This is a genomic window from Microbacterium trichothecenolyticum (genome assembly GCF_030818955.1).
In the GTDB taxonomy this organism is placed as follows: Bacteria; Actinomycetota; Actinomycetes; order Actinomycetales; family Microbacteriaceae; genus Microbacterium; species Microbacterium trichothecenolyticum_B.
Window position 1 is genome coordinate 3,017,013 of the sequence record NZ_JAUTBF010000001.1, and the last position, 19,635, is coordinate 3,036,647.

Here is a 19,635-nt window from a genome sequence, read left to right on the forward strand (position 1 = left end):
GCGCCCGCGATACTGAGCGCATGAGCATCCATCTCCTCGGCGGCGGGCGTGACGTCGCCCGCTGCGGCGCGCTGCTGGAACCGTTCGTCGCGGAAGCCCGCGAGAGGGCGGAGGGCCGCACGCCAGTCTTCGCGCTGCTGCTCGTGCTCGAGGCCGACGACGAGGCCTCGGTCGCGCGTTTCCGCGGTGTCCTCGAGGCTGCGGGCGCGCAGGAGATCCGGGTGGAGGCGATCGTCGAGGGTGAGACTTTCACCCCCGCGGCGATCGACGCCGACGCCCTCTTCGTCGGCGGCGGACTGACCCCGGCGTATCAGGACGCGTTCGCGGACATCGCGGCCGCCCTCCGCGCGCGGGTGCGGGACGGGATGCCGTATGCCGGCTTCTCGGCCGGCTCGGCCATCGCCCCGCAGCGGGCGCTGGTGGGCGGATACCTGTTGCACGGTGTGGAGGTGGCATCCGAGGATGCAGCCGAAGAGCTCGACGAGCTCGAGGTCCGCGACGGGCTCGGCCTCGTTCCCTTCGCGGTCGACGTGCACGCCGCGCAGTGGGGGACGGTCTCGCGCCTCATCGCGGCCGTCGACGCGGGGCTGGTCGCCGAGGGCGTCGCGATCGACGAGCACGCGGCCGTGATCGTCTCGTCGGGTGCCTCCACCGTTCGTGGGCCCGGTCACGTGTGGGACGTCGCCGCCGCGGCATCCGGAGTCCGAGTCACCCTCCGTTCGGCCTGACCGGCGCCCTCGCGCGGAGGTCGCGGGCGCCGCGCCGTCTCCGCGGGTGAGCCCCGGCGTGCCGGCGGAGAACTCCGCGGTACGACACGAGGAACGCGGAACGGCCCCCACCCGCGAGGGTGAGGGCCGTTTCCCTTTCCGGCGTCAGACGGCGCGGCGCCGCCGCAAGACGAAGGCGAGACCGCCGGCCACCACGAGGAAGACACCCGCGAGCGCGATGCCCCACGGCGCCTCGGCACCGGTGGTCGCGAGGTTCTGACCGGGGCGGGCGCCCGGCTGCGCGGCATCCGTTCCCGGCTGTGCGCTCGGCTGCTGCCCCGGGTTCTCGCTCGGCGTCGTCCCCGAGACCAGCACGGCGCGGCCCAGCGGTGCCGGGTCGACCACCGGCGTCGCCTCGAAGTACGACAGCGTCGCGTCGAGGTCGATCTCACCGGTGTCGGTGCGGTCGGTGCCCGCCGCGAAGGTCGTGAAGCCGTCGCCGCCGTTTGCGAGGAACGAGTTGGTCACGACCGTGAACGTGTCGCCGTCGGCGATCGTTCGGCCCTGGTAGGTCATCGCCACGACCGCACCCACGCGCGGGTTCGACGGATCCTGCGTGTAGGTGTACGAGAAGCCGTCCGACACACCGAGGTGCAGCTTCGGACGGTCGCCCGTCGCCTTCCACTGCTCGTTCAGGATGCCGCGCAGCTGCGCGCCCGTCAGCGTCACCGTCACGAGGGTGTTGGCGAACGGCTGCACGAGGGCCGCCTCCTTGAAGGTGACGACCCCGTCGTCGAGCAGGTCCGCTCGGAGGCCGCCCGGGTTCATGAGCGCGATCTGCGCCTGCGTTCCCGCGTAGGTCGGGTCCTGCGACGTCGCCCAGAGGTAGACGTCCGCGACCCCGTTGCCCATCGACGACTCCACGCCGCGGTCACTGCCCGAGGGGGTGCCGCCGCGCAGGATGTCGGCGCTGATCCGGCCCACCGGCTTCGCGCCGATGACGTCGGCCTGCGCGACGTAGCCCGCGACCTTCGCCGCGATCGTGGCATCCGGAGCGAAGGCCTTTGCCAGCGGGAACGTGGTTGCGGAGATGGATGCCAGGGAGCCGGTGCGCTCGTCCCACGCCAGCGACAGCTGACCCATGGCCTTGCCGTACTCGGACGCCTGGATGACCGGGCGGGTGCGGTCGGTGCCGGCCACCGGCAGGTCGCACGCGTAGGTCTGGTGCGTGTGCGCCGAGACGAACGCGTCGATCTCGGGCGACGCGTTGACCGCGAGCTTGCCGAAGCCGTCCTGGTCGGCCGCCACGGCGGCGCAGTCGTTCGAGGTCGAGGCCCCCGAGTGCGTCAGCAGCACGATGACGTCGGCGAGGTCGTTCTTCGTGATCTCGTCGGCGACGCGGTTCGCGGCTTCGAGCTGGTCGCCGAATTCCAGGCCGGCGATGCCGGCGGGGTCGACCATCGTGGCGGTGTCGGGCGTGACGGTGCCGATGAAGGCGACACGCACGCCGTCGACGTCCTTCACCGCGTACTCCTGCAGCGCGGGCTCGGTCGTGCCTTTCTTGTAGACGTTGGCACCGAGACCGAACTGGCCGCCCCCGTATGCGGGGAGCACGCGATCGGTGAGGTCGGCGAAGCCGCGGTCGAACTCGTGGTTGCCCACGGCCGAGACGTCGAGGCCGGACGCCTTGAGCGCGTCGATCGTCGGCGAGTCGTCCTGGATGAGCGAGGTGAACGTCGAGGCGCCGATGTTGTCGCCCGCCGAGACGAACAGCTTGTTCGGGTTCTGCGCCTCCTTGGCCTTGACGGCCCCGGCGAGCACGGCGGCTCCGGCCTCGCCCTGCGAGCCCGTCTCGAGGCGGCCGTGGAAGTCGTTGATCGTGAGGATGTCGATGTTCTTCACGCTGGGGTTCTCCACCGCGAACAGGGTCGTGGTGCCCGACACCTCGTTGCCGACGGCAACGAGCGGGCGGCCGGTGGGCGAGGCATCCGCGGGGATGAAGTCGACCCCCTCGGGGCCCAGGTCTCCGGCCTTCGACAGCAGTTCGCGGTCGGCCGTCTCGTCACCGGTCAGCTGGTCTTCGACCGAGACCGAGAAGTCGCGGTTGTTGACGTATCCGGCATACGTGGCGTTCTTCGGGTCGGTGATGTCGTACGTGACGATGCCGCCGACGCGCTCCAGCCCGACGAAGGCGTACGTGCGTCCGTCGACCTCACCGATCGCGAGGCTCTCGGGCTCGGGACCCTTGTCGTCGCTGCGGCCCTCGAGGTTCGAGGCGGAGTGGTTCGAGTTGAAGAACTCCGGGTTCGCGTCGTGCGTGACGCGTTCGAAAGCGGCGCCCGAGTCGAAGACCTGCTCGCCCGCGGTGTTCCACACCGAGAAGCCGCGGCCGCCGAAGGTGGAGAGCGCGGAGTAGCAGGTGCCGTCGGCGTTCAGCCCCCTGTCGGTCGCGATGTTGAGGCGGCCGAGGTCGGCGTTGCCGAGCGAGCCCGCGAGCGGGCTGTCGGCGCACACCGGCGCGAGTCCCTTCGCCCCGAGGTCTCCCACGCGCGCGGTGTCGGTGTACTCGCCCCAGGCGCGACCGTCGCCCTCGTTGGCGGTGACGAGGTAGGTCTCGCCGTCCGCCTCGTAGGCCTGGATGCCGTCGGGCATGTACATGCCGAACAGCCCCGGGTAGGTCTTCTCGTTGTAGGTGGGCGCGCCCTTGGGGTCACGGTCGCTCGCATCGAGCGTCTCGACGCCGTAGTCCTTGACACCCAGGGACCGGATGCCGGTGACCTCGGCCGAAGCCAGATCGACGATGGCGAGGGCGTTCGCCTCCTGCAGCGTGACGTAGGCCGTGCCGCCGGCGACGGCGATGTACTCGGGCTCGAGGTTACGGCTGACGCGGTTGGCCGCGAGCGGGGTGTCGCCCTGGTCGGGCGCGGCGACGTCGGGGCCGAAGACACGGACAGTGGGGTCGAGGGTCCTCGTGCCGCCCTGCTCGAAGGCGGCGAAGCCGGCGGTGCGCACGGCGTCCTGGGTGGGGGCGCTCTTGCCGGCGGGCAGAGCCACGATGCCGACCGAGCCCTCCGGGTCGCTCGTGAAGTCGTCGGCCGGCTCGCCCTCGTTGGCGACGACCGCGACCGTGCCGTCGGCGGAGATCGTGACCATGTCGGGCAGCGCTCCGACGGTGACCTCGCCGAGGACGGTCGGCTCGGCGGCATCCGCATCGAAGAAGACCAGGCGCCCCGGCGCGGTCTTGTCGGCGTCTTCCACGGCGATGACGCCGAGACCGTCGGCACGGACCGCGAGGGAGTTGGCGACGCCGGTCGCGGTGATCGCATACAGCTTCGCGGGGGACGCGGGGTTGCTGTTGTCGAGCACGTCGACGGCTCCGGCCTGCGCGTTCACGACGAACAGGCGGTTCTTGTACGCGTGCACGATCTCGGCGGCCGACTGGTCGAACACGCCGGTCTCGTACGTGCCGATCGGCCGCAGGCTCACCGCGCTGTCGGCGGGGGAGTCCCGGACGGGCTCGGGAACGATCGCGGCGGAGGCCGCGGTCACGCTCGACAGGGCGAGCGCGCACACGACGGCCGTCGTCGCGGTCACCGCGACGGAACGGCGGAGGAAGGGCGAAGGCATGGCTGTGTCCTCGGTGCATGGGGGCCATGCGCAGCGGGGGCGGCGCAGGGGGCGCCGCGCGCGGCGCACGTGACGAGTGTGTCGGCGAAGCGTGACGATGGGGGTGAACGGGTGGAAAACGCGATCGCTCGGCAGTCACGGTCGCTGCGCGCCGCTCGGCCCCCCGTTTACTCTGGGCGCATGACGACGCCCGCCGACTCCCATCCCGACGAGCCCCACCGCCAGGGCCTCGCCCAGCGACTGAACGGCCTGCGCGCCGGAGTGCTGGGCGCGAACGACGGCATCGTCTCGACGGCCGCCGTCGTGGTCGGTGTGGCCGGTGCCACGAGCGACGTGGGACCCGTGCTGGTGGCCGGGCTCGCCGCGCTCGTGGGCGGGGCGGTGTCGATGGCGCTCGGCGAGTACGTCTCGGTCTCGAGCCAGCGCGACAGCGAACGGGCGCTGATCCAGAAGGAGCGGCGCGAGCTCGCCGAGGATCCGGATGCCGAGTTCTCGGAGCTCGTGGGTCTGTACGAGGCCCAGGGGCTCACGCGCGACACCGCGACGCGCGTGGCGACCGAGCTCACGGCATCCGATGCCCTCAAAGCCCACCTCGCGGTCGAGCTGAACATCGACGCCGACGACGTGGTGAGCCCGTGGACCACGGCCCTGGCGTCGGCGGCGGCGTTCACGATCGGGGCGCTGCTGCCGATGCTGACGATCTTGCTCGCGCCGGTCGAGGTGCGCGTGCCGCTCACGTTCGGGGCGGTGCTGGTGGCCCTCGCGGTCACCGGCTACGTCGCCGCGTGGATCGGCGGTGCCCGCCGCGGGCTCTCGATCCTGCGCACGGTCATCGGCGGCGCGCTCGCGCTGGGCGCGACGTATCTCGTGGGCTCGCTCTTCGGGGTGGCGGCGGGGTAGCGCTCGGACCCTCAGCCGGCGATGGACGCGTCGGTGAGTGACCCGTCGGCCTGCAGGTCGATGACGATAACGTGGCCGATGAACAGGTCGCCGTCGTCGTAGTACGGCGTGGCCGAGCCGTCGGCGGCGATGCCGAGCTCGCTCAGGCGGATCCGCTCCGCGAACGTCTCGCGGGTGATCGGCGCCGGGTCCGGTGCGTCGTCGTCTTCGTCCTCCTCCTGCCACTCGTTCGCGAGGTCGGTGAGCTTCTCGGCCGCGAAGGCGCGCCAGCGGTCATCGACGTCCGGCAGGTCGGCGAGCAGTCCCCGTAGGCGAGCGAAGGCACCCTCGCAGGTCTCGGCGCCTTCGCGAGCGTCGTCGTCGATGCTCAGGCTGACCTATACGCGGTCACCCGCCCAGGGGACCTCTCCCGTGAACCACCCGAAGGAACGATCGAGGGCGAACGCGCCCAGGTCGGTGGAGAGGACGACAGGGCGGACCCACTCTTCGCGCCGGTCGCCGAGCACAGGGACGGTCAGGTCGCGCTCGATGACCTCATCGAGCGCGAAGTGATGCGAGAGATCGGGCACGGGGAGGTTGTACCTCGCGTACTCCGCGGGGTCGGGGGTGGCGCGGCGGACTCGCACGCGGTACTGCGTCAGGGCCGTGAGAGCGTGGACCCACCCCTCGCGTTCCGCGCCGGTGGCGAGCCGCGACAACCTCCCCTCGTCGGCGACCACGGCGCCTCCTGCCTCACCGACCCCGGTGCCGGATCCGATGCGGCGGCGGTCACGACCTCGGCGACCTGCGGGTGCATCGCATCCTCGAGGGCACGAACGAGATCAGGCGCCTCATCGTGGGCCGGAGCGTGCTGGCGGCGTGAGCCGGGGGAGCCGTGCGGAACCCCCTCGATCCATGTCGGGGGAGCGTGCGAGCATGCCAGGGCGGGATCACCGCGCGCCGGAACGACGGGAGTGACATGACGAACCAGGATGCCGAGTACCAGACCATTCGCGTCGAGCAGCGGGGCCGCGTCGGGTGGATCACGCTGGATCGCCCCGAGGCGCTCAACGCTCTGAACACGGCGACGATGCGTGAGGTCGTCGCCGCGGCCGAGACGTTCGACGCGGACGAGGGCGTCGGTGCCATCGTCGTCACGGGCAGTGAGAAGGCGTTCGCCGCGGGGGCCGACATCAAGGAGATGGAGAGCAAGTCGAGCGTCGAGATGACGCTGACCGACCACTTCGGGGCGTGGGCGCGGTTCGCCGCCGTGCGCACGCCGGTCGTCGCGGCGGTGTCGGGCTACGCCCTCGGCGGCGGGTGCGAGCTCGCCCTCATGTGCGACGTGATCCTCGCGTCCGACCGGGCGCGGTTCGGCCAGCCCGAGGTGCAGCTCGGGGTCATCCCGGGCATGGGCGGCACGCAGCGTCTCGTGCGCGCGCTCGGGTACTACAAGGCCGCCGAGCTCGTGCTCACCGGCCGCATGATCGACGCGGCCGAGGCCGAGCGGGTCGGGCTCGTCTCGCGGGTCGTGCCCGCGACCGACCTCCTCGACGAAGCGCAGACGGTGGCCCAGACGATCGCCGAGAAGCCGCTGCCCGCCCTGTACGCCGCGAAGGCGGCGCTCGACGCGGCGCTGGAGACCTCACTCGCCGAGGGGCTGCGCTTCGAGCGGCAGGCCTTCGCGGGCCTGTTCGACACCGCCGACCAGAAGGAGGGGATGGCCGCGTTCCGCGAGAAGCGCGCGCCGTCGTTCACCCACCGATGAATCGTCTCGGTCGACAAAGACTCAGACCATCCCATCTTCGCCGTCGCCGACTTCGGTATCGTCGGAGACCTGTTCACCGTCGTCCCGCAGTTCATCAGCGCGCGCGACGCCCACAAGAAGTAGTCCCTCACGTATAGATGGCGTCGACACCCGATAACCCACGTCGCGGGCTGCCGCGCGTTCCCGGCGGGGAGCCGTGGCCGCCCGCGGGCTCCGGCGTGCCCGAGGCGGGTGCGGGGGAGCCGGCCGCCCCGCGCGCACCCCTCTCGGTGCCGCGGACGGTATGGCCGGGCGCGGCGGCATCCGCTGTCCGAGAGAGACCCGCGGAACCCCGCCGTATCGGCCCCTACACACCGGTGCAGTGGCTCGCGTCGATCGCGGTGCTCGGCGTCTTCGCGCTCGCGCTCGCGGGTATCGCGGTGCTGCTCGCCCGCTTCGTGCTCGCCCTCGAGCCGGGGCAGCAGTTCCTCGCCGCTTTCCCCGGCGAGTACCGCCTGCCCGAGGGGGCACCGGTGGGGATTCCCGCCTGGCTCAACTGGTCGCACTTCCTGAACAGCTTCTTCCTGCTCTTCATCATCCGCACCGGCTGGCAGGTGCGGCGCGAGAAGCGTCCCGCCGCGTTCTGGTCGCCGCGCGGCAACAAGAAGCGTCGCATCAGCCTGGCGCTGTGGTTCCACCAGGCGATCGACATCCTGTGGATCGCGAACGGCGTGGTCTTCGTCGTGCTGCTGTTCGCGACCGGGCAGTGGATGCGGATCGTGCCGACGTCGTGGGAGGTCTTCCCGAACGCGCTGTCGGCGGCCCTGCAGTACGTCTCGCTCGACTGGCCGACCGAGAACGGCTGGGTGAACTACAACAGCCTGCAACAGCTGTCGTACTTCGCGATCACGTTCCTGGCCGCGCCCCTCGCGATCGTCAGCGGGGTGCGCCTGTCGGGCGTCTGGCCGAAGGATGCCGAGAAGCTCAACCGGTGGTACCCGATCGAGTGGGCGCGCCGCCTGCACTTCCCGGTGATGCTGTTCTTCGTGGCGTTCATCGTGGTGCACGTCGGTCTCGTGCTCGCGACCGGTGCCCTCCGCAATCTCAACCACATGTACGCCGCCCGTGGTTCGGTCGACCCCGAGGCGTACGCGAGCGATCCCACCGGATTGCTGATCTTCGCGGCATCCCTGCTCGTGATGGCCGTGGGCTGGGTGGCGGCGCGCCCCGCGGTGCTCGTGCCGATCGCCCGCCTGTTCGGCGACGTCAAGCAGCGCTGACGCGTCGCGGCGAGGACGCCCTGGCTGTCGAGGACGTACCTCGTCGTCGAGGACGCACACGATCGCGCACAGAACCGTGCGTCCTCGGCAAAGCCCGTGCGTCCTCGGAGGTGGGCGCCGCGCGGCTCAGACCCGGCCGCGCGCCCGCAGACCGTCGGCGATGAGGGCCAGGCCGAACGCGAAGTCGTCGCTCGCGAGGCCCGCGGGGTCGCCCTCGGCTGCCGGGATGCCGTCCGCCGCGCTGTCGCCCTCGACCCCGCCTGCCGCGCCGCCGCCGACCCGCACGCCGACGCTGTCGTAGTGCAGGCGCTGCTGCTCGTGCCACGCGAAGCCGAGCACGTAGTGCAGCACGGTGGTGGCCACGCGCCGCGCCGTCTCGGCGTCGGCGCCGGTCGCGGCCACGGCCGACGCGAGCCGGTCGTGCGCGAGCGAGGACCCGAGCCCGAGCGCCAGGGTGCTCGAGACCACCTCGGCGCCGTCGCGGTACGCCAGCAGCGCGTCGCGCAGGGCGTGCGCCTCGACGAGCAGGTCGACGGCGGGACCGGATGCCATGCGGCCGACGATGCGGTCGGAGAGCTCGGCGAGCAGCGACTGCTTGTTGGGGAAATGCCAGTACAGCGCGCTGGGCTGTACCTCGAGCGCGGTGGCGAGCCGGCGCATCGTGAGGTCGGGCAGGCCGTGGTCGTCGAGGAGGCGCAGGGCGGCGCGGGCGACGTCGTCGGCGGAGTGTCCTCGGGGTGCCATGCCTCTGACTATAGTGAACGCTGTTCATGTGAACACCGTTCAGGAAGGTTCCTCATGTCTCGTACTCCGGATGCCACCGACCTCGCCCGCGTGGCCGTCTTCGCCGCGCTGATCGCGGTGCTGGGTCTGCCGGGGAGCTTCCCCGTGTTCGGCGGCGTGCCCATCACCGCCCAGACCCTCGGCGTGATGCTCGCGGGAGCCGTGCTCGGACCGTGGTTCGGGGCGCTCTCGGTCACGGTGCTCCTCGCGCTCGTCGCGGCGGGTCTCCCGCTGCTCGCCGGTGGTCGCGGCGGCTTCGGCGTCTTCCTCGGGCCGACGGCCGGCTACGCGCTGGGGTGGATCCTCGGTGCGATCGTGATCGGCCTGATCGTCCACGCGGGCGGCCGACGCCCGGTCGTCTGGCGCACCGCGCTGGCGATGGTCGCCGGCGGGATCGGCGCCATCTACGCCCTCGGCATCCCGGTGCAGAGCCTCGTCACCCGTTTGCCGCTCGCCGAGACCGCGCTCTCCAGCCTCGTCTTCGTGCCCGGCGATCTGCTCAAGGCCGCGCTTGCGACCGTCATCGTCACCGCGCTCGTGCGCGCGTACCCCCGCGGATTCCGTCGCGCGTGGCGCAGCACGCCCGCGCGCGAGCGGGCGCGGGTGAGTGCCGCGGCGTGATCGCCGTCGATGTCGCCGGGTTGCGCCCGGCCGGACGCCGTGCCGACATCGATGAAGCGTGGGACGCCATGCTGGTCGACGGTGCGCGCGGAACGACGGGGCCGTCCCGGTGATCCTGCGCTGCACGGGTCTGGGCGTGCGTCTGGACGACCGTACGGTCCTGCGCGATGTCACCCTCGACCTCGCCGCCCGCACGATCGCGGTGGTGGGCGACAACGGATCGGGCAAGTCGACCTTCGCGCGCGTCGTCGCGGGTCTCGTCCGCCGCACCGAGGGCTCGCTCGAGGTCGGTGGTCACGACCCCGACGCGGATGCCGCGGCGCACCGCCGACGCGTCGCCCTGGTGCTGAGCAACCCCGACGCCCAGATCGTGATGCCCACCGTGTCGGAGGACGTCGCGCTCTCCCTCCGGCCCGAGCGGCTCGGGCGCGCGGAGCGCGACCGTCGCGTGAGCGAGGCGCTGGTCCGCTTCGGCCTCGACGGTTTCGGCGACCAGGCCGCGCATGCGCTCTCCGGCGGGCAGAAGCAACTGCTCGCGCTGTGCGGGGCGTTCGTGCGCCGCCCCGAGATCGTCGTGGCCGACGAGCCGACCGCGTGCCTCGACGCCCGCAACGCGCGGGTCGTCGCCGGCCATCTGCTCGCCGACACCGGCCACACGCTCATCGTGGTCACCCACGACCTGGCTCTCGCGCGGCGGTGCGAGGCGGCGGTGCTGTTCGAGGACGGCCGGGCCGTGGCATCCGGAGCCGCCGTCGACATCGTGGATGCCTACGAGCGGGCGCTGTCGTGCTGAGTCTGTATCGCCCGGGAGACGGGTGGATGCACCGGATGCCGGCCGGCCCGAAGCTCGCGCTCCTGTCGCTCGTCGCGCTCCTCGTCGCCGCGCTGCCGTCGGTGTGGGCGGCGGTGCCGGTCGCGGTCGGCGTGCCGGTGGTGCTGTATCTCGGCGCCGGCATGGGCGCGACGGCGGGGCTGCGGGAACTCGCGCGTCAGGGGTGGGCGCTCCGCTGGGTCATCGTGATCACCGCGGTGGGGCAGCTGATCTTCCTCGGGCCGGAGGCGGCTGCCGCCAACACGGCGCGGGTCGTGGCCGCGCTGCTCGTGGTGGGGCTGCTCCCGCTGACCACGCGCGTGTCGGCGATGCTCGACGCGATGGAACGCGGCATGACGCCGCTTCGCCGCGTCGGCGTCGACCCGGTGCGGGCGGCGCTCCTGCTCACGGTGACCCTCACGACCATCCCGGTGCTCGCGCGCCTGGCCAGCGAGATCCAGGACGCGCAGCGTGCGCGGGGCCTGCGCCCGTCGCTCGGTCGCAGCGCCCTGCCGTTCCTCATCGTGGCCCTGCGTCACGCCGACGATCTCGGCGACGCGCTCGCCGCGCGCGGCATCCGCTGATCCGCGCCAGATCACACGATCCGCGCGAGGTCGCGCGATCCGCGGGTACAGGAGCGTGTGCTCTCGGCCCGGACGTGTGATCTCGGCGCCGCGCGCCGGCGACCGGGCGCCCAGCGACGCCGCGCGCCGACGACCGGGGCGGGAGGCGGGCGCGAGCAGGGTCAGGACCCCGCCGCGCGACCCGCCGCGAACCCTTCCGCATACGCCTCGTCGGCGCCCTGGCGAAACATGTCGCGCGCCGGGTCGCGCACGATCGAGCGGGCTCCGGGCAGGTCGAGGTCGCCGACCAGGTCGGCGCGTCCGCGCACGACGGCGACGGGCCGGCGCGCGGCCTTGCCCTTGACGAGGTCGGTGGCCGCGGCGATCTCGTCGGCCACGCACGGCAGCGTCACCACGAGCGGGCGGCCCTCGGTATCCGTCGTCCCACGGAGGTCCTCGAAGACGTGGATGCCGCCGGCCCCGATCGCGTGATCGGTCTGGCCCTCGCGCCAGGCGCGGCCGAGCGTATCGGTGATGATCACGCCGACGCGGGCGACGGCGCGCAGACCCTCGGCGAGGCGCCGGGCGGAGGCGTCGGGGTCGACCGGCAGCAGCAGCACGGTGCCCTCGGGGGTGTTGCTGGCATCCACCCCGGCCGCGGCCGACACGATCCCCAGCGGGTTCTCGACGATGCGCGTCACGTGCCCGGTGGGAGACGTGCGGGATGCCACGAGGCGGACGGTCTCGCGGGTGATCGCGTCTTCCCGGTCGTCGGCGCGGATGATGCGGCCCTCGGCCTTCGAGACGACCTTGCTGGTGACGACGACGATGTCGCCGTCTTCCAGGGGCCGATCCACGGCATCCAGGATCACCCCGACGAGGTCGTCGCCCGGGGCGATCTCGGGGATGCCGTCGAGGGCCCAGATCTGCAGCACGTCAGCGGACGAAGCGCACCTCGGTGAGCTCCTCGCCGAGGAAGGGCTGCACCTGCGTCGCGCCGTCGAGAGCGAAGCCGTTGCGCGTGTAGAAGCGGTGCGCGCGGGGGTTGTCGTCGGCGACCCAGAGGTACACGCCCTCGTCTTCGCCGACGGCGGCGTCGAACAGTCGCTGGCCGATGCCCGTGCCGTGGTAGGCGTCGAGCAGGTAGATGAAGTACAGCTCGCGCTCGCGCGGCGCGTCGTCGTCGCGGGCGGGTCCGGACCCGACGAAGCCGACGATCTCGCCGTCGACGAGGGCAGCATGCATGCGGTAGCCGTCGCCCTGGGCCGCCCAGTGGGTCCAGAGCTCGGCCATCCGGCGGGGGGAGACGGCCTCGAGCGCCGCCTTGCTGATCAGGTGGTCGTAGGTCTCGTGCCAGCAGGCGGCGTGCACGCGGCCGAGGGCTTCGGCGTCGACGTCGCGCACCGGACGGACGACGATGTCGGTACGGGTTTCGGCAGTCATGGCGTGACTCTACGCGCGGCGCCCGCCGAGGTGAAATCGGCGGACGCGACGGCGCGGATGCGGTAGAGGGTGTCCAATCCGGCGCGCCTCGATCGCCTCGCCACCCGTTTCCGGATGCCATTGCTCACGGCCTTCGCGGGGCGTGTTGGCGGCGAAGCCTGTCGTGCCCCCGCTGATTTGTACTACTCGCACAATGACATCGCGGATCCGTCATCGAATCGCTACGCTCGCCGATCGTGAACGTCCTCTGGCGCACCCTCCTCGTCCTCCTTCGCGCGCGTCGTCGCCTGCGGCGCGAGGGGCCCGTCGACCCCACCACCGTCGCGCGCCTGCGCATCCGCGTGCTGCCGAGCGACATCGACCTGCTGCGCCACCTCAACAACGGCCGCTACCTGTCGCTGTTCGACCTGGGGCGGTGGGATCTGCTGACCCGCGCCGGCCTCATGGCGGCGATGACGAGACAGGGCTGGTACGCCGTGGTGGCGGCCGAGACGATCACGTTCCGCCGCTCGCTGGAGCTGTGGCAGCGCTTCGACCTCGAGACGCGTCTGATCGGACACGACGACCGCGCGGTGTATCTCGAGCACCGCGCCCTGGTGAAGGGCGAGATCTACGCGCGCGCGATCATCCGCGCGCGCATTCTGCGCCGCACCGGCGGTACCGTGCCGCACGACGAGCTCTTCGCCGCGGTGGGTCGCCCCGAGGGACTGCCCGACATCGAGGCATGGGTGCACGAGTGGGCCGACGGCTCGGCGCTGCCGTCGACGAAGCGGCCGGCGCCGAGCGTCTGGGAGTGAGACCCCGGCGCCCGAGCCGCCGCGTCGTCAGCGCCCGAAGCGCGCGTCGAGCCAGGCGACCTGGCGCATCCAGTGGCGATGACCGCCGCCCTCGTGTCCGTTGTACGGGTACACCTCGATAGCTGCATCCTCGGAGGCCAGCGCGTGGAACGCGGCGAACACCCCCGAGGGCAGCACGATGTCGTCCATCAGCCCGACCGAGAAGAACGCCGGCGCCGTGATGCGGCGCGCGAGGATCGCGCCGTCGATGTGCGACAGGGTGTGCAGGGCGCGGTCCACGTCGTCGCGGTGGACCGACAGGTAACGCGTGATCTCGGTGAAGGGTGCCGACGGCGTGCGCACGATCGCGTTCGGGATGTCGCACAGGAACGGCACGTCGGGCAGCACCGCCGCCACCGCGTCGCCGCTCAGCGCCGCCGCGGCGATCGACAGGGCACCGCCCTGGCTGCCCCCGGTCACGGCCACCCGGGCCGAGTCGACGCCGGGCAGCGCCCGCACCTCGTCGACGAGTCGAGCGGCGTCGGTGTACAGGCGGCGGTAGTAGTAATCGCGCGGATCGAGGATGCCGCGGGTCATCACACCGGGGAACGCGGCCGTCGACCCGTGGGGGTCGGGGGTGTCGCCGAGGCTCCAGGTGGAGCCCTGCCCGCGCGTGTCCATGATCACGTGGACGTAGCCCGCGGCGGCCCACGTGAGCTTCTCGCCCGGGAGTCCTCGACCGCCGCCATAGCCGATGTACTCGACGACGGCGGGGAGGACCTCGTCGCCGACCGGGCGCACGACCCACCCACGGATCTCGTCACCGGCGAAACCGGTGAAGGTGAGATCGTGCACGCTCAGCGCCCGCACCGGGGCGTCGACGGGGGTCAGGGTGATCGGCCGGGCGACCTCACGCGCCTCGGCGAGCGTCGCCTGCCAGAACGCATCCAGTCCGTCGGGCACGGGGAGGGCCGGACGGTACTCGCGCAGCAGCTCGAGGGGCATGTCGGTGAAGGTCTGGGCCATGCGTGGTCTTTCGTCGAGGAGGGGCTGCACCGACAGTAGCGAATCCCGTGCCGACGTCGGCGGGTACGTGACGCGAGGAGACGCGCGGCACAGACGACGGCCCCGACCGCGCGAAGCGGCCGGGGCCTTCGGGGTACCGGGGAACGGGACTAGCTGGTGAGCAGGCGCAGGCCGTAGTTCTGCAGGATCTCGTTGACGGGCTGGAAGTAGGTCGTCCCGCCCGACGAGCAGTTGCCCGAACCGCCCGAGGTGACGCCCTGGGCCTGGTTGCCGGCGAGCAGCGACCCGCCCGAGTCGCCCGGCTCGGCGCAGACGGTCGTGCGGATGAGGCCCGAGACCGTTCCTTCGGCGTAGCGCACGGTGGAGTTGTACGCCTGGATCTGGCCGCAGTGCCATCCGGTCGTGGAACCCGAGCGGCAGACGGTCGCGCCGACCGCGGCCTGGGTGGACCCCTTCACCGCGACGGCGCCGCCGGCGTAGTCGTCGACCTGGCCGACCGGGGTGTGACCGGGGGTGGCCACCCAGGCGTAGTCGTTGCCGGGGAACGACGATCCCTGGAACGTGCCGTAGGTCGTGCTGTCGCCGACGTCGCCGCAGTGGCCGGCGGTGACGAAGCCGCCCTGCACCGCGAAGCCGACCGAGCAGCGACCCTGGTTGTTGATGTAGTACGCGATACCGCCGCGGATCGTGGCGAGCGTCTCGGGCGCTTCGACGCCCGTCTGCAGACGCACCGCATCGGCGGGGACACCCAGGGTCTCGACGAAGTCGGCGGCGGCCTGGTCGCCACCGGCGACGACGTCGACCACGACGTCGTTGCTCGCGACGTCGATCCACCACGAGGGGATGACGTCGGGCACGCTGCTGGACTCGAGCTGGGCGGCGATCGCCTCGAGATCGTCGAGCGAGTGCGCGGCGGCGACGGGCACCGCGCCGGCGTCGGCCGCCGCGGACAGCGCCGTGTCGGTCGTCGCCGCGGCGTACACCGTGCGCGTGGTCTCGTCGAGCCAGGTGCCGGCGAACGCGTCGCCGGTGGCCGCGGCGACATCGTCGGCCGTACCGGTGGCGTCGGCCTGGAAACGCAGCACGTCTTCGGCGCCGGTGATGTCGGTGCCGAGCTCGGCCGCCATGGCGTCGAGCAGCTGCGGGTCGACGCCGTCGACGGCAGCGTCCGGTGCGGGAGTCTGCGCCAGGGCGGGAGCCGTGGCGGCGGTGGTCAGGAACAAGCCGAGGGCAGTAATGCCCACGGCCGCTTTCGATATGCGGTTCACGTGGAGTGACCTTCCATCCAGGGGGGATAAATGGTGGGGTACCCACCGACATGTAAACACGATCCGGACGAAAAGCGAAGGAATTCCTGGTAATTCTTGTTACGAGTGCAAAAACCCCTCGTGCTCCGCTCTCCATTCCGATCCGACGTTGCGCGGCGGGCCGCGCGAGCGCTCCGCGCGCGATCCCTAGGCTGGCGGCATGAGCATCGAAGACCCGCGCGGCACCGGTTTCACGCTCTCCTGCGACATCGCCGCGCGCGCGGCCGAACGCGCGGCGGGCTTCGTCGCCCGCTCGCCCCGCGCCTCCGGTGAGACGCGCCGCAGCGAGCTTGCGCGCGATGCCGCCGCCGCCGGCTTCCTCGCGGCGGTCGCCGACGGTGTGCTCCGCCCCGAGAGCACGACCGCAGCCGCAGCGACCCTGCACCGTCTGGCCGGCGAGATCCCCGCGAGCCTTCCCTGGCTCGTGCGCGGTGCGCTGCAGATCGGCGGCGCCGTCGCGCCCGTCCTCCCCGCCCCGGCCGTGCCCCTCGTGCGACGCGCGCTGCGTGACGTGCTCGGCGGGCTCGTTCTCGACGCGCGCCCCGACCGGCTGGGGGCGGCGCTGTCCGCGCTCGCGGCTCAGGGTGCGCCCGCCGACGTGCGGCTCCTCGGTCCCGCCGTGCTCGGCGAGGCGGCCGCGCGGCGCCGGCTCGACGGCATCCGGACCCTCGTCGCCCGCGACGACATCACGCGCGTATCGCTGCCCGTCGGCGACGTGGTGGCCGGGCCCTCGCCGTGGGCGTTCGACGCCGACGTCGAGCGCGCCGCCGAACGCCTGCTTCCGCTCTTCGTCGACGCGCTCGCCCACGACACCCACGTCACGCTGGTCGCGCAGGGCCGAGACGACCTCGATCCGACGGTCGCTGTGCTCACCCGCGTGCTCGAGGAGCCTCGCCTGCGCGGCCTGTCCGCGGGCATCTCGGTGCCGGTCGCCGTCGTCGAAAGCCTGGATGCGGTGCGCGAGCTGGCGGCGTGGGGGCGGCAACGGGTGTCCGACGGCGGTGGCCGCCTCACCGTGCGTCTCGATGACGCCCCACCGTGCACGGCGGACGCCGTCACCGCCGCTCGCCACGGGTGGAGCGTGCCCGCACTCACCGGCCGCGACGACATCGATGCCCTCACGGTGCGTATCGTTCGTGAGGCATCGGGTGCCCGTGCCCGCGATGGTCTCGCCGTCGAGTTCGCCACCGCCGATCCCGAGCGGGCGGCTCTCGTGCTCGCCCTGGCCGACGACGCCGGGAGCGATGTCACCCTGACGCTGCCGACCGCAGCCGCCTGGTCGCCGGACGCCCCGCACCTCGTCGTCGCGGCCGTCGCCCACCCCGATGATCTCGACGTGATCGCCGCCCGCCTGGCCTCGGCCTACGCCGATCTCGTGGCGAGCGCGCCGCCGCTTCCCGTCATGGCGCCTGACACCGCCGGCCTCGACGGCACCCCGGGCCCGCAACCGGACGCCTCGCCGTCCGCGCAGGCGGCCGGCGCCCAGGGCGACGGCCTCGACGCGGACGCGGACACCATCGCCGCCGAACCGGCTCCGGCCGCCGAGGCGGACACCGCGCCCCTCGACGAGGGAACTCGCCCTATCGCCCCCGAAAACGCCGCGGTCGCCGCCCGCGCGCAGCGGGCACTCGTCGCCGCCGAAGCCCCGGCCCCGGCGGGACGCACGCCGCAGCGCGACGTCGCCGCCGATCGCGCGATCCTCCGCGAGCGCGCCGACGACGATGCGGTCGAACCCGGGCTCACCCAGGCGGTGCTCGGCATCGCGCGTGAGGCCGCGGCATCCGGGGACACCTCCGCCCTGGGATCCGACGTGCAGCAGATGCTCTTCGGGGGGCAGGCCTTCGTCGACACCGCGGTGTTCTCGGTTCGCGAGAGCGCTGAGCTCTCGGGAGGCGCGCCCGGTTTCCGTAACGTCGCCGACACCGATCCCACCGTGCCCGACGACCGCGCCTGGGCGCTCGCCGTGCTCGCGCGCGTCGCGGAGTCGACCGCGGGCGATGCCACCGCGGCGGCGGGACGCGTCGACGACGAAGCCGGCCTCGACGCCGTCGTCGCCCGCGTCCGTGCAGCCGCCGAGCCGTGGGGCGCACTGGCCGCCGCCGACCGGGCGGCCGTGCTGCAGTCGGCGGCGCGTGCCCTGGCGGACCGTCGCGGGGAGCTCATCGAGGTGCTCGCCTCGGAGGGCGGTGCCCTGGTGGCAGAAGCCGATGTCGAGGTGAGCCAGGCGGTCGACGCCGCCGCGTACTACGCCGCGACGGCGAAGGAGCTCGACCGCGTACCCGGAGCCGTGTTCGTGCCCGACCGCGTCACCGTGGTCGCTCCGCGGTGGAACGCTCCGGTGGGGCTCTGCGCGGCTGAGGTGCTCGCGGCTCTCGGCGCCGGCTCGGGCGTCGTGCTCACGCCGTCGCCGCGCGCGCGGCGGGCGGGCGCGGTCGTCGCCGAGGCGCTCTGGGCCGCCGGCGTGCCGCGCGACCTGCTCGCCTACGTCGACCTGAATGAAGAGGCCTCGGGGCGCGCGCTCGTCGTGCACCCGGGTGTCGACCGCGTGCTGCTCGCCGGTGCGCGCACCACCGCGGAGCGTTTCGCCGCGTGGCGTCCGGCGTTGCCGCTGCAGGCGTTCACCGCCGGCCGCAACGCCGTGATCGTCGCCCCCTCGGCCGACCTCGACGAAGCCGTTGCCGACATCGTGGCCGGTGCCTTCGCGCGCGCGGGGCAGGCCGCCACGGCCGCCTCGCTCGTGATCCTCGTGGGGGCGGTCGCCCGGTCGGCGCGATTCACCGACCAGTTGAAGGATGCCGTCTCGTCGCTGCGCGTCGGACCGGCCGATGATCCGCTGTCCGACGTCGGCCCCCTGGTCGAGGAGCCCCGCCGGCGAGGTGCGGCGTGCGCTCACCGTGCTCGGCGAAGGAGAGCGGTGGCTGGTGCAGCCGCGCGAGCTGGATCTCGGGCCTGAGACGGCCGGCCGGTTCTGGACGCCCGGCGTTCGCACCGGGGTGAACGCCGGCTCGCACCTGACGCGTGCCGCGGTCGCGGCGCCCGTGCTCGGCATCCTGCACGCGCCGACGGTGACGCGTGCGATCGAACTGCAGAACGCCATCGGTTCCGGGTACGTCGCCGCGTTGCACACCCGCGACACGGCCGATCTCGACCTCTGGCTCGACGGGGTCGAGGCCGCCGTGCTGCGGGTGAACCGTCCGACCACGGGGGCCGTGGTGCAGCGCGAACCGGTCGGCGGATGGGGCGAGGCCGTCGTCGGCGACGTGGCGATGTCGGGCGGACCGAACCGTCTGGTGACCCTGGGCACGTGGCGGCCGTCGTCGGGCGGCGCCGCCTCGTCGACCCTGCACCTGCGAGGGCTCGACAGTCGTATCACCGCGCTCATCGAGGCGGCGCAACCGACGCTGTCGTACGAGGCGTTCGATTGGCTTCGACGCGGGGCCCTGTCCGACGCCGTCGCGTGGGATCGCGAGTTCGGCCGGGTCAAAGACGTGTCGCGCCTGGGCGTGGAGCGCAACCTCTGGCGGTACCGCCCCACCGATGTCGCCGTGCGGGCGACCGGCGACGCCGCGTGGCATGCCGTGCTGCGGGTGCTCGTCGCCGCGGTGCGTTCGGGATCGACCTTCAGCCTCAGCACGCCCGTGGGTCTTCCCGCCGCGGTGCGCCATCTGCTCGGCGAGTCCGGCGTCGCCGTCTCGGTCGAGAGCGACACGGAATGGCTGCAGCGTCTGTCGGGCGGCGTCGCCAATGTCGCCGAGGCCGTGGTGGCTGCCGACGACGCGCTCGACGCCGAGCTGATCGACACATCTGTCGGCGGGTCGCGCCCGTCGCGCGTGCGCCTGGTCGGTCCGGCTGCGACGACGGCGGGCCTGCGCGCCGCCATCGCCGAGACCGTGGCGGGAGAGGTCTCGTCGACCGTCTACGCCGACGAGGTCACCACGGCCGGGCGTCTCGAGTTGCTGCCTTTCCTGCGCGAGCAGTCGGTCTCGATCGCGGCCTTCCGCGGGGGCCGCCGCGACGCCTGGAGCGCCGAGGTCATCTGACGCGGTGCCCGATGACGCCGAGGCA

Annotated in this window: 18 protein-coding genes and 1 pseudogene; 11 read left to right on the forward strand and 8 right to left on the reverse strand. The window is 72.7% G+C overall.

Annotation, left to right across the window (positions count from 1 at the left end; all coding sequences use genetic code 11):
- The first annotated feature begins 20 nt into the window (after window positions 1-20).
- Window positions 21-728 (forward strand): Type 1 glutamine amidotransferase-like domain-containing protein, encoded by a 708-nt coding sequence (locus QE412_RS14285; protein WP_307485190.1) that lies wholly within the window; start codon window positions 21-23, stop codon window positions 726-728.
- Between the two features lie 144 nt (window positions 729-872).
- Here the strand turns inward: QE412_RS14285 and QE412_RS14290 are convergent, their stop codons facing one another.
- Window positions 873-4,334, reverse strand: a complete 3,462-nt coding sequence (locus tag QE412_RS14290) for a choice-of-anchor I family protein (RefSeq protein WP_307485193.1) — start codon at window positions 4,332-4,334, stop codon at window positions 873-875.
- A gap of 180 nt (window positions 4,335-4,514) precedes the next feature.
- On the opposite strand from QE412_RS14290, the gene QE412_RS14295 reads away from it, so the two are divergent.
- On the forward strand, window positions 4,515-5,234 hold the full coding sequence (locus tag QE412_RS14295) for a VIT1/CCC1 transporter family protein (RefSeq protein WP_307485196.1): 720 nt from the start codon (window positions 4,515-4,517) through the stop codon (window positions 5,232-5,234).
- Window positions 5,235-5,245: 11 nt separating this feature from the next.
- Here QE412_RS14295 and QE412_RS17775 read toward each other — a convergent pair whose 3' ends face one another.
- Window positions 5,246-5,605, reverse strand: coding sequence for a DUF2262 domain-containing protein (locus QE412_RS17775; protein ID WP_373426576.1), 360 nt, complete (start codon window positions 5,603-5,605; stop codon window positions 5,246-5,248).
- 6 nt (window positions 5,606-5,611) lie between these two features.
- Window positions 5,612-5,953: a DUF7021 domain-containing protein gene (locus QE412_RS14305; protein ID WP_307485200.1), complete on the reverse strand. Its 342-nt coding sequence runs from the start codon at window positions 5,951-5,953 to the stop codon at window positions 5,612-5,614.
- A gap of 239 nt (window positions 5,954-6,192) precedes the next feature.
- Here QE412_RS14305 and QE412_RS14310 point away from each other — a divergent pair, with 239 nt between their 5' ends.
- The 3 genes and pseudogenes from QE412_RS14310 (at window position 6,193) to QE412_RS14315 (ending at window position 8,240) form a co-directional block, all read left to right on the forward strand.
- Complete coding sequence (locus QE412_RS14310) at window positions 6,193-6,981, forward strand: enoyl-CoA hydratase-related protein (protein ID WP_307485203.1); 789 nt, start codon at window positions 6,193-6,195, stop codon at window positions 6,979-6,981.
- Window positions 6,982-7,104: pseudogene (locus tag QE412_RS17780) on the forward strand (electron transfer flavoprotein subunit alpha/FixB family protein); the annotation flags it as partial. It lies immediately after the preceding gene.
- A gap of 233 nt (window positions 7,105-7,337) precedes the next feature.
- Window positions 7,338-8,240: a cytochrome b/b6 domain-containing protein gene (locus tag QE412_RS14315; protein WP_307485206.1), complete on the forward strand. Its 903-nt coding sequence runs from the start codon at window positions 7,338-7,340 to the stop codon at window positions 8,238-8,240.
- Window positions 8,241-8,366: 126 nt separating this feature from the next.
- Here QE412_RS14315 and QE412_RS14320 read toward each other — a convergent pair whose 3' ends face one another.
- Window positions 8,367-8,984, reverse strand: a complete 618-nt coding sequence (locus QE412_RS14320) for a TetR family transcriptional regulator (protein ID WP_307485210.1) — start codon at window positions 8,982-8,984, stop codon at window positions 8,367-8,369.
- Between the two features lie 54 nt (window positions 8,985-9,038).
- Between QE412_RS14320 and QE412_RS14325 the strand changes: the two genes are divergently transcribed.
- From QE412_RS14325 to QE412_RS14335, 3 genes are all read left to right on the forward strand, one after another.
- Window positions 9,039-9,644 (forward strand): biotin transporter BioY, encoded by a 606-nt coding sequence (locus QE412_RS14325; RefSeq protein WP_307485213.1) that lies wholly within the window; start codon window positions 9,039-9,041, stop codon window positions 9,642-9,644.
- Between the two features lie 136 nt (window positions 9,645-9,780).
- Window positions 9,781-10,437 (forward strand): energy-coupling factor ABC transporter ATP-binding protein, encoded by a 657-nt coding sequence (locus tag QE412_RS14330; RefSeq protein WP_373426552.1) that lies wholly within the window; start codon window positions 9,781-9,783, stop codon window positions 10,435-10,437.
- Window positions 10,431-11,039 carry a CbiQ family ECF transporter T component gene (locus QE412_RS14335; RefSeq protein WP_307485216.1) on the forward strand — a complete coding sequence of 203 codons (609 nt, stop codon included), beginning with the start codon at window positions 10,431-10,433 and terminating at the stop codon, window positions 11,037-11,039. The genes QE412_RS14330 and QE412_RS14335 overlap by 7 nt, the downstream gene beginning before the upstream one ends.
- Window positions 11,040-11,200: 161 nt before the next feature.
- Here QE412_RS14335 and cofE read toward each other — a convergent pair whose 3' ends face one another.
- Both cofE and QE412_RS14345 read right to left on the reverse strand, forming a co-directional pair.
- Window positions 11,201-11,953, reverse strand: coding sequence for a coenzyme F420-0:L-glutamate ligase (gene cofE / locus QE412_RS14340; protein ID WP_307485221.1), 753 nt, complete (start codon window positions 11,951-11,953; stop codon window positions 11,201-11,203).
- A 1-nt stretch (window position 11,954) separates the two neighbouring features.
- Window positions 11,955-12,461 (reverse strand): GNAT family N-acetyltransferase, encoded by a 507-nt coding sequence (locus tag QE412_RS14345; RefSeq protein WP_307485223.1) that lies wholly within the window; start codon window positions 12,459-12,461, stop codon window positions 11,955-11,957.
- 236 nt (window positions 12,462-12,697) lie between these two features.
- On the opposite strand from QE412_RS14345, the gene QE412_RS14350 reads away from it, so the two are divergent.
- Window positions 12,698-13,258: an acyl-CoA thioesterase gene (locus tag QE412_RS14350; protein WP_307485227.1), complete on the forward strand. Its 561-nt coding sequence runs from the start codon at window positions 12,698-12,700 to the stop codon at window positions 13,256-13,258.
- Window positions 13,259-13,285: 27 nt separating this feature from the next.
- On the opposite strand, the gene QE412_RS14355 is transcribed toward QE412_RS14350, so the two are convergent.
- Together QE412_RS14355 and QE412_RS14360 are read right to left on the reverse strand one after the other, a co-directional pair.
- Entirely contained in the window at window positions 13,286-14,263 is a 978-nt protein-coding gene (locus QE412_RS14355) for an acetylxylan esterase (protein WP_307485230.1), read from the reverse strand.
- A gap of 149 nt (window positions 14,264-14,412) precedes the next feature.
- Window positions 14,413-15,507: a S1 family peptidase gene (locus QE412_RS14360; RefSeq protein WP_307485232.1), complete on the reverse strand. Its 1,095-nt coding sequence runs from the start codon at window positions 15,505-15,507 to the stop codon at window positions 14,413-14,415.
- A gap of 223 nt (window positions 15,508-15,730) precedes the next feature.
- Between QE412_RS14360 and QE412_RS14365 the strand changes: the two genes are divergently transcribed.
- Together QE412_RS14365 and QE412_RS14370 are read left to right on the forward strand one after the other, a co-directional pair.
- Window positions 15,731-18,523 carry an aldehyde dehydrogenase family protein gene (locus QE412_RS14365; RefSeq protein ID WP_307485236.1) on the forward strand — a complete coding sequence of 931 codons (2,793 nt, stop codon included), beginning with the start codon at window positions 15,731-15,733 and terminating at the stop codon, window positions 18,521-18,523.
- Window positions 18,492-19,610 (forward strand): aldehyde dehydrogenase family protein, encoded by a 1,119-nt coding sequence (locus QE412_RS14370; protein WP_307485238.1) that lies wholly within the window; start codon window positions 18,492-18,494, stop codon window positions 19,608-19,610. Before QE412_RS14365 ends, QE412_RS14370 begins: the two co-directional genes overlap by 32 nt.
- Window positions 19,611-19,635: the final 25 nt, after the last annotated feature.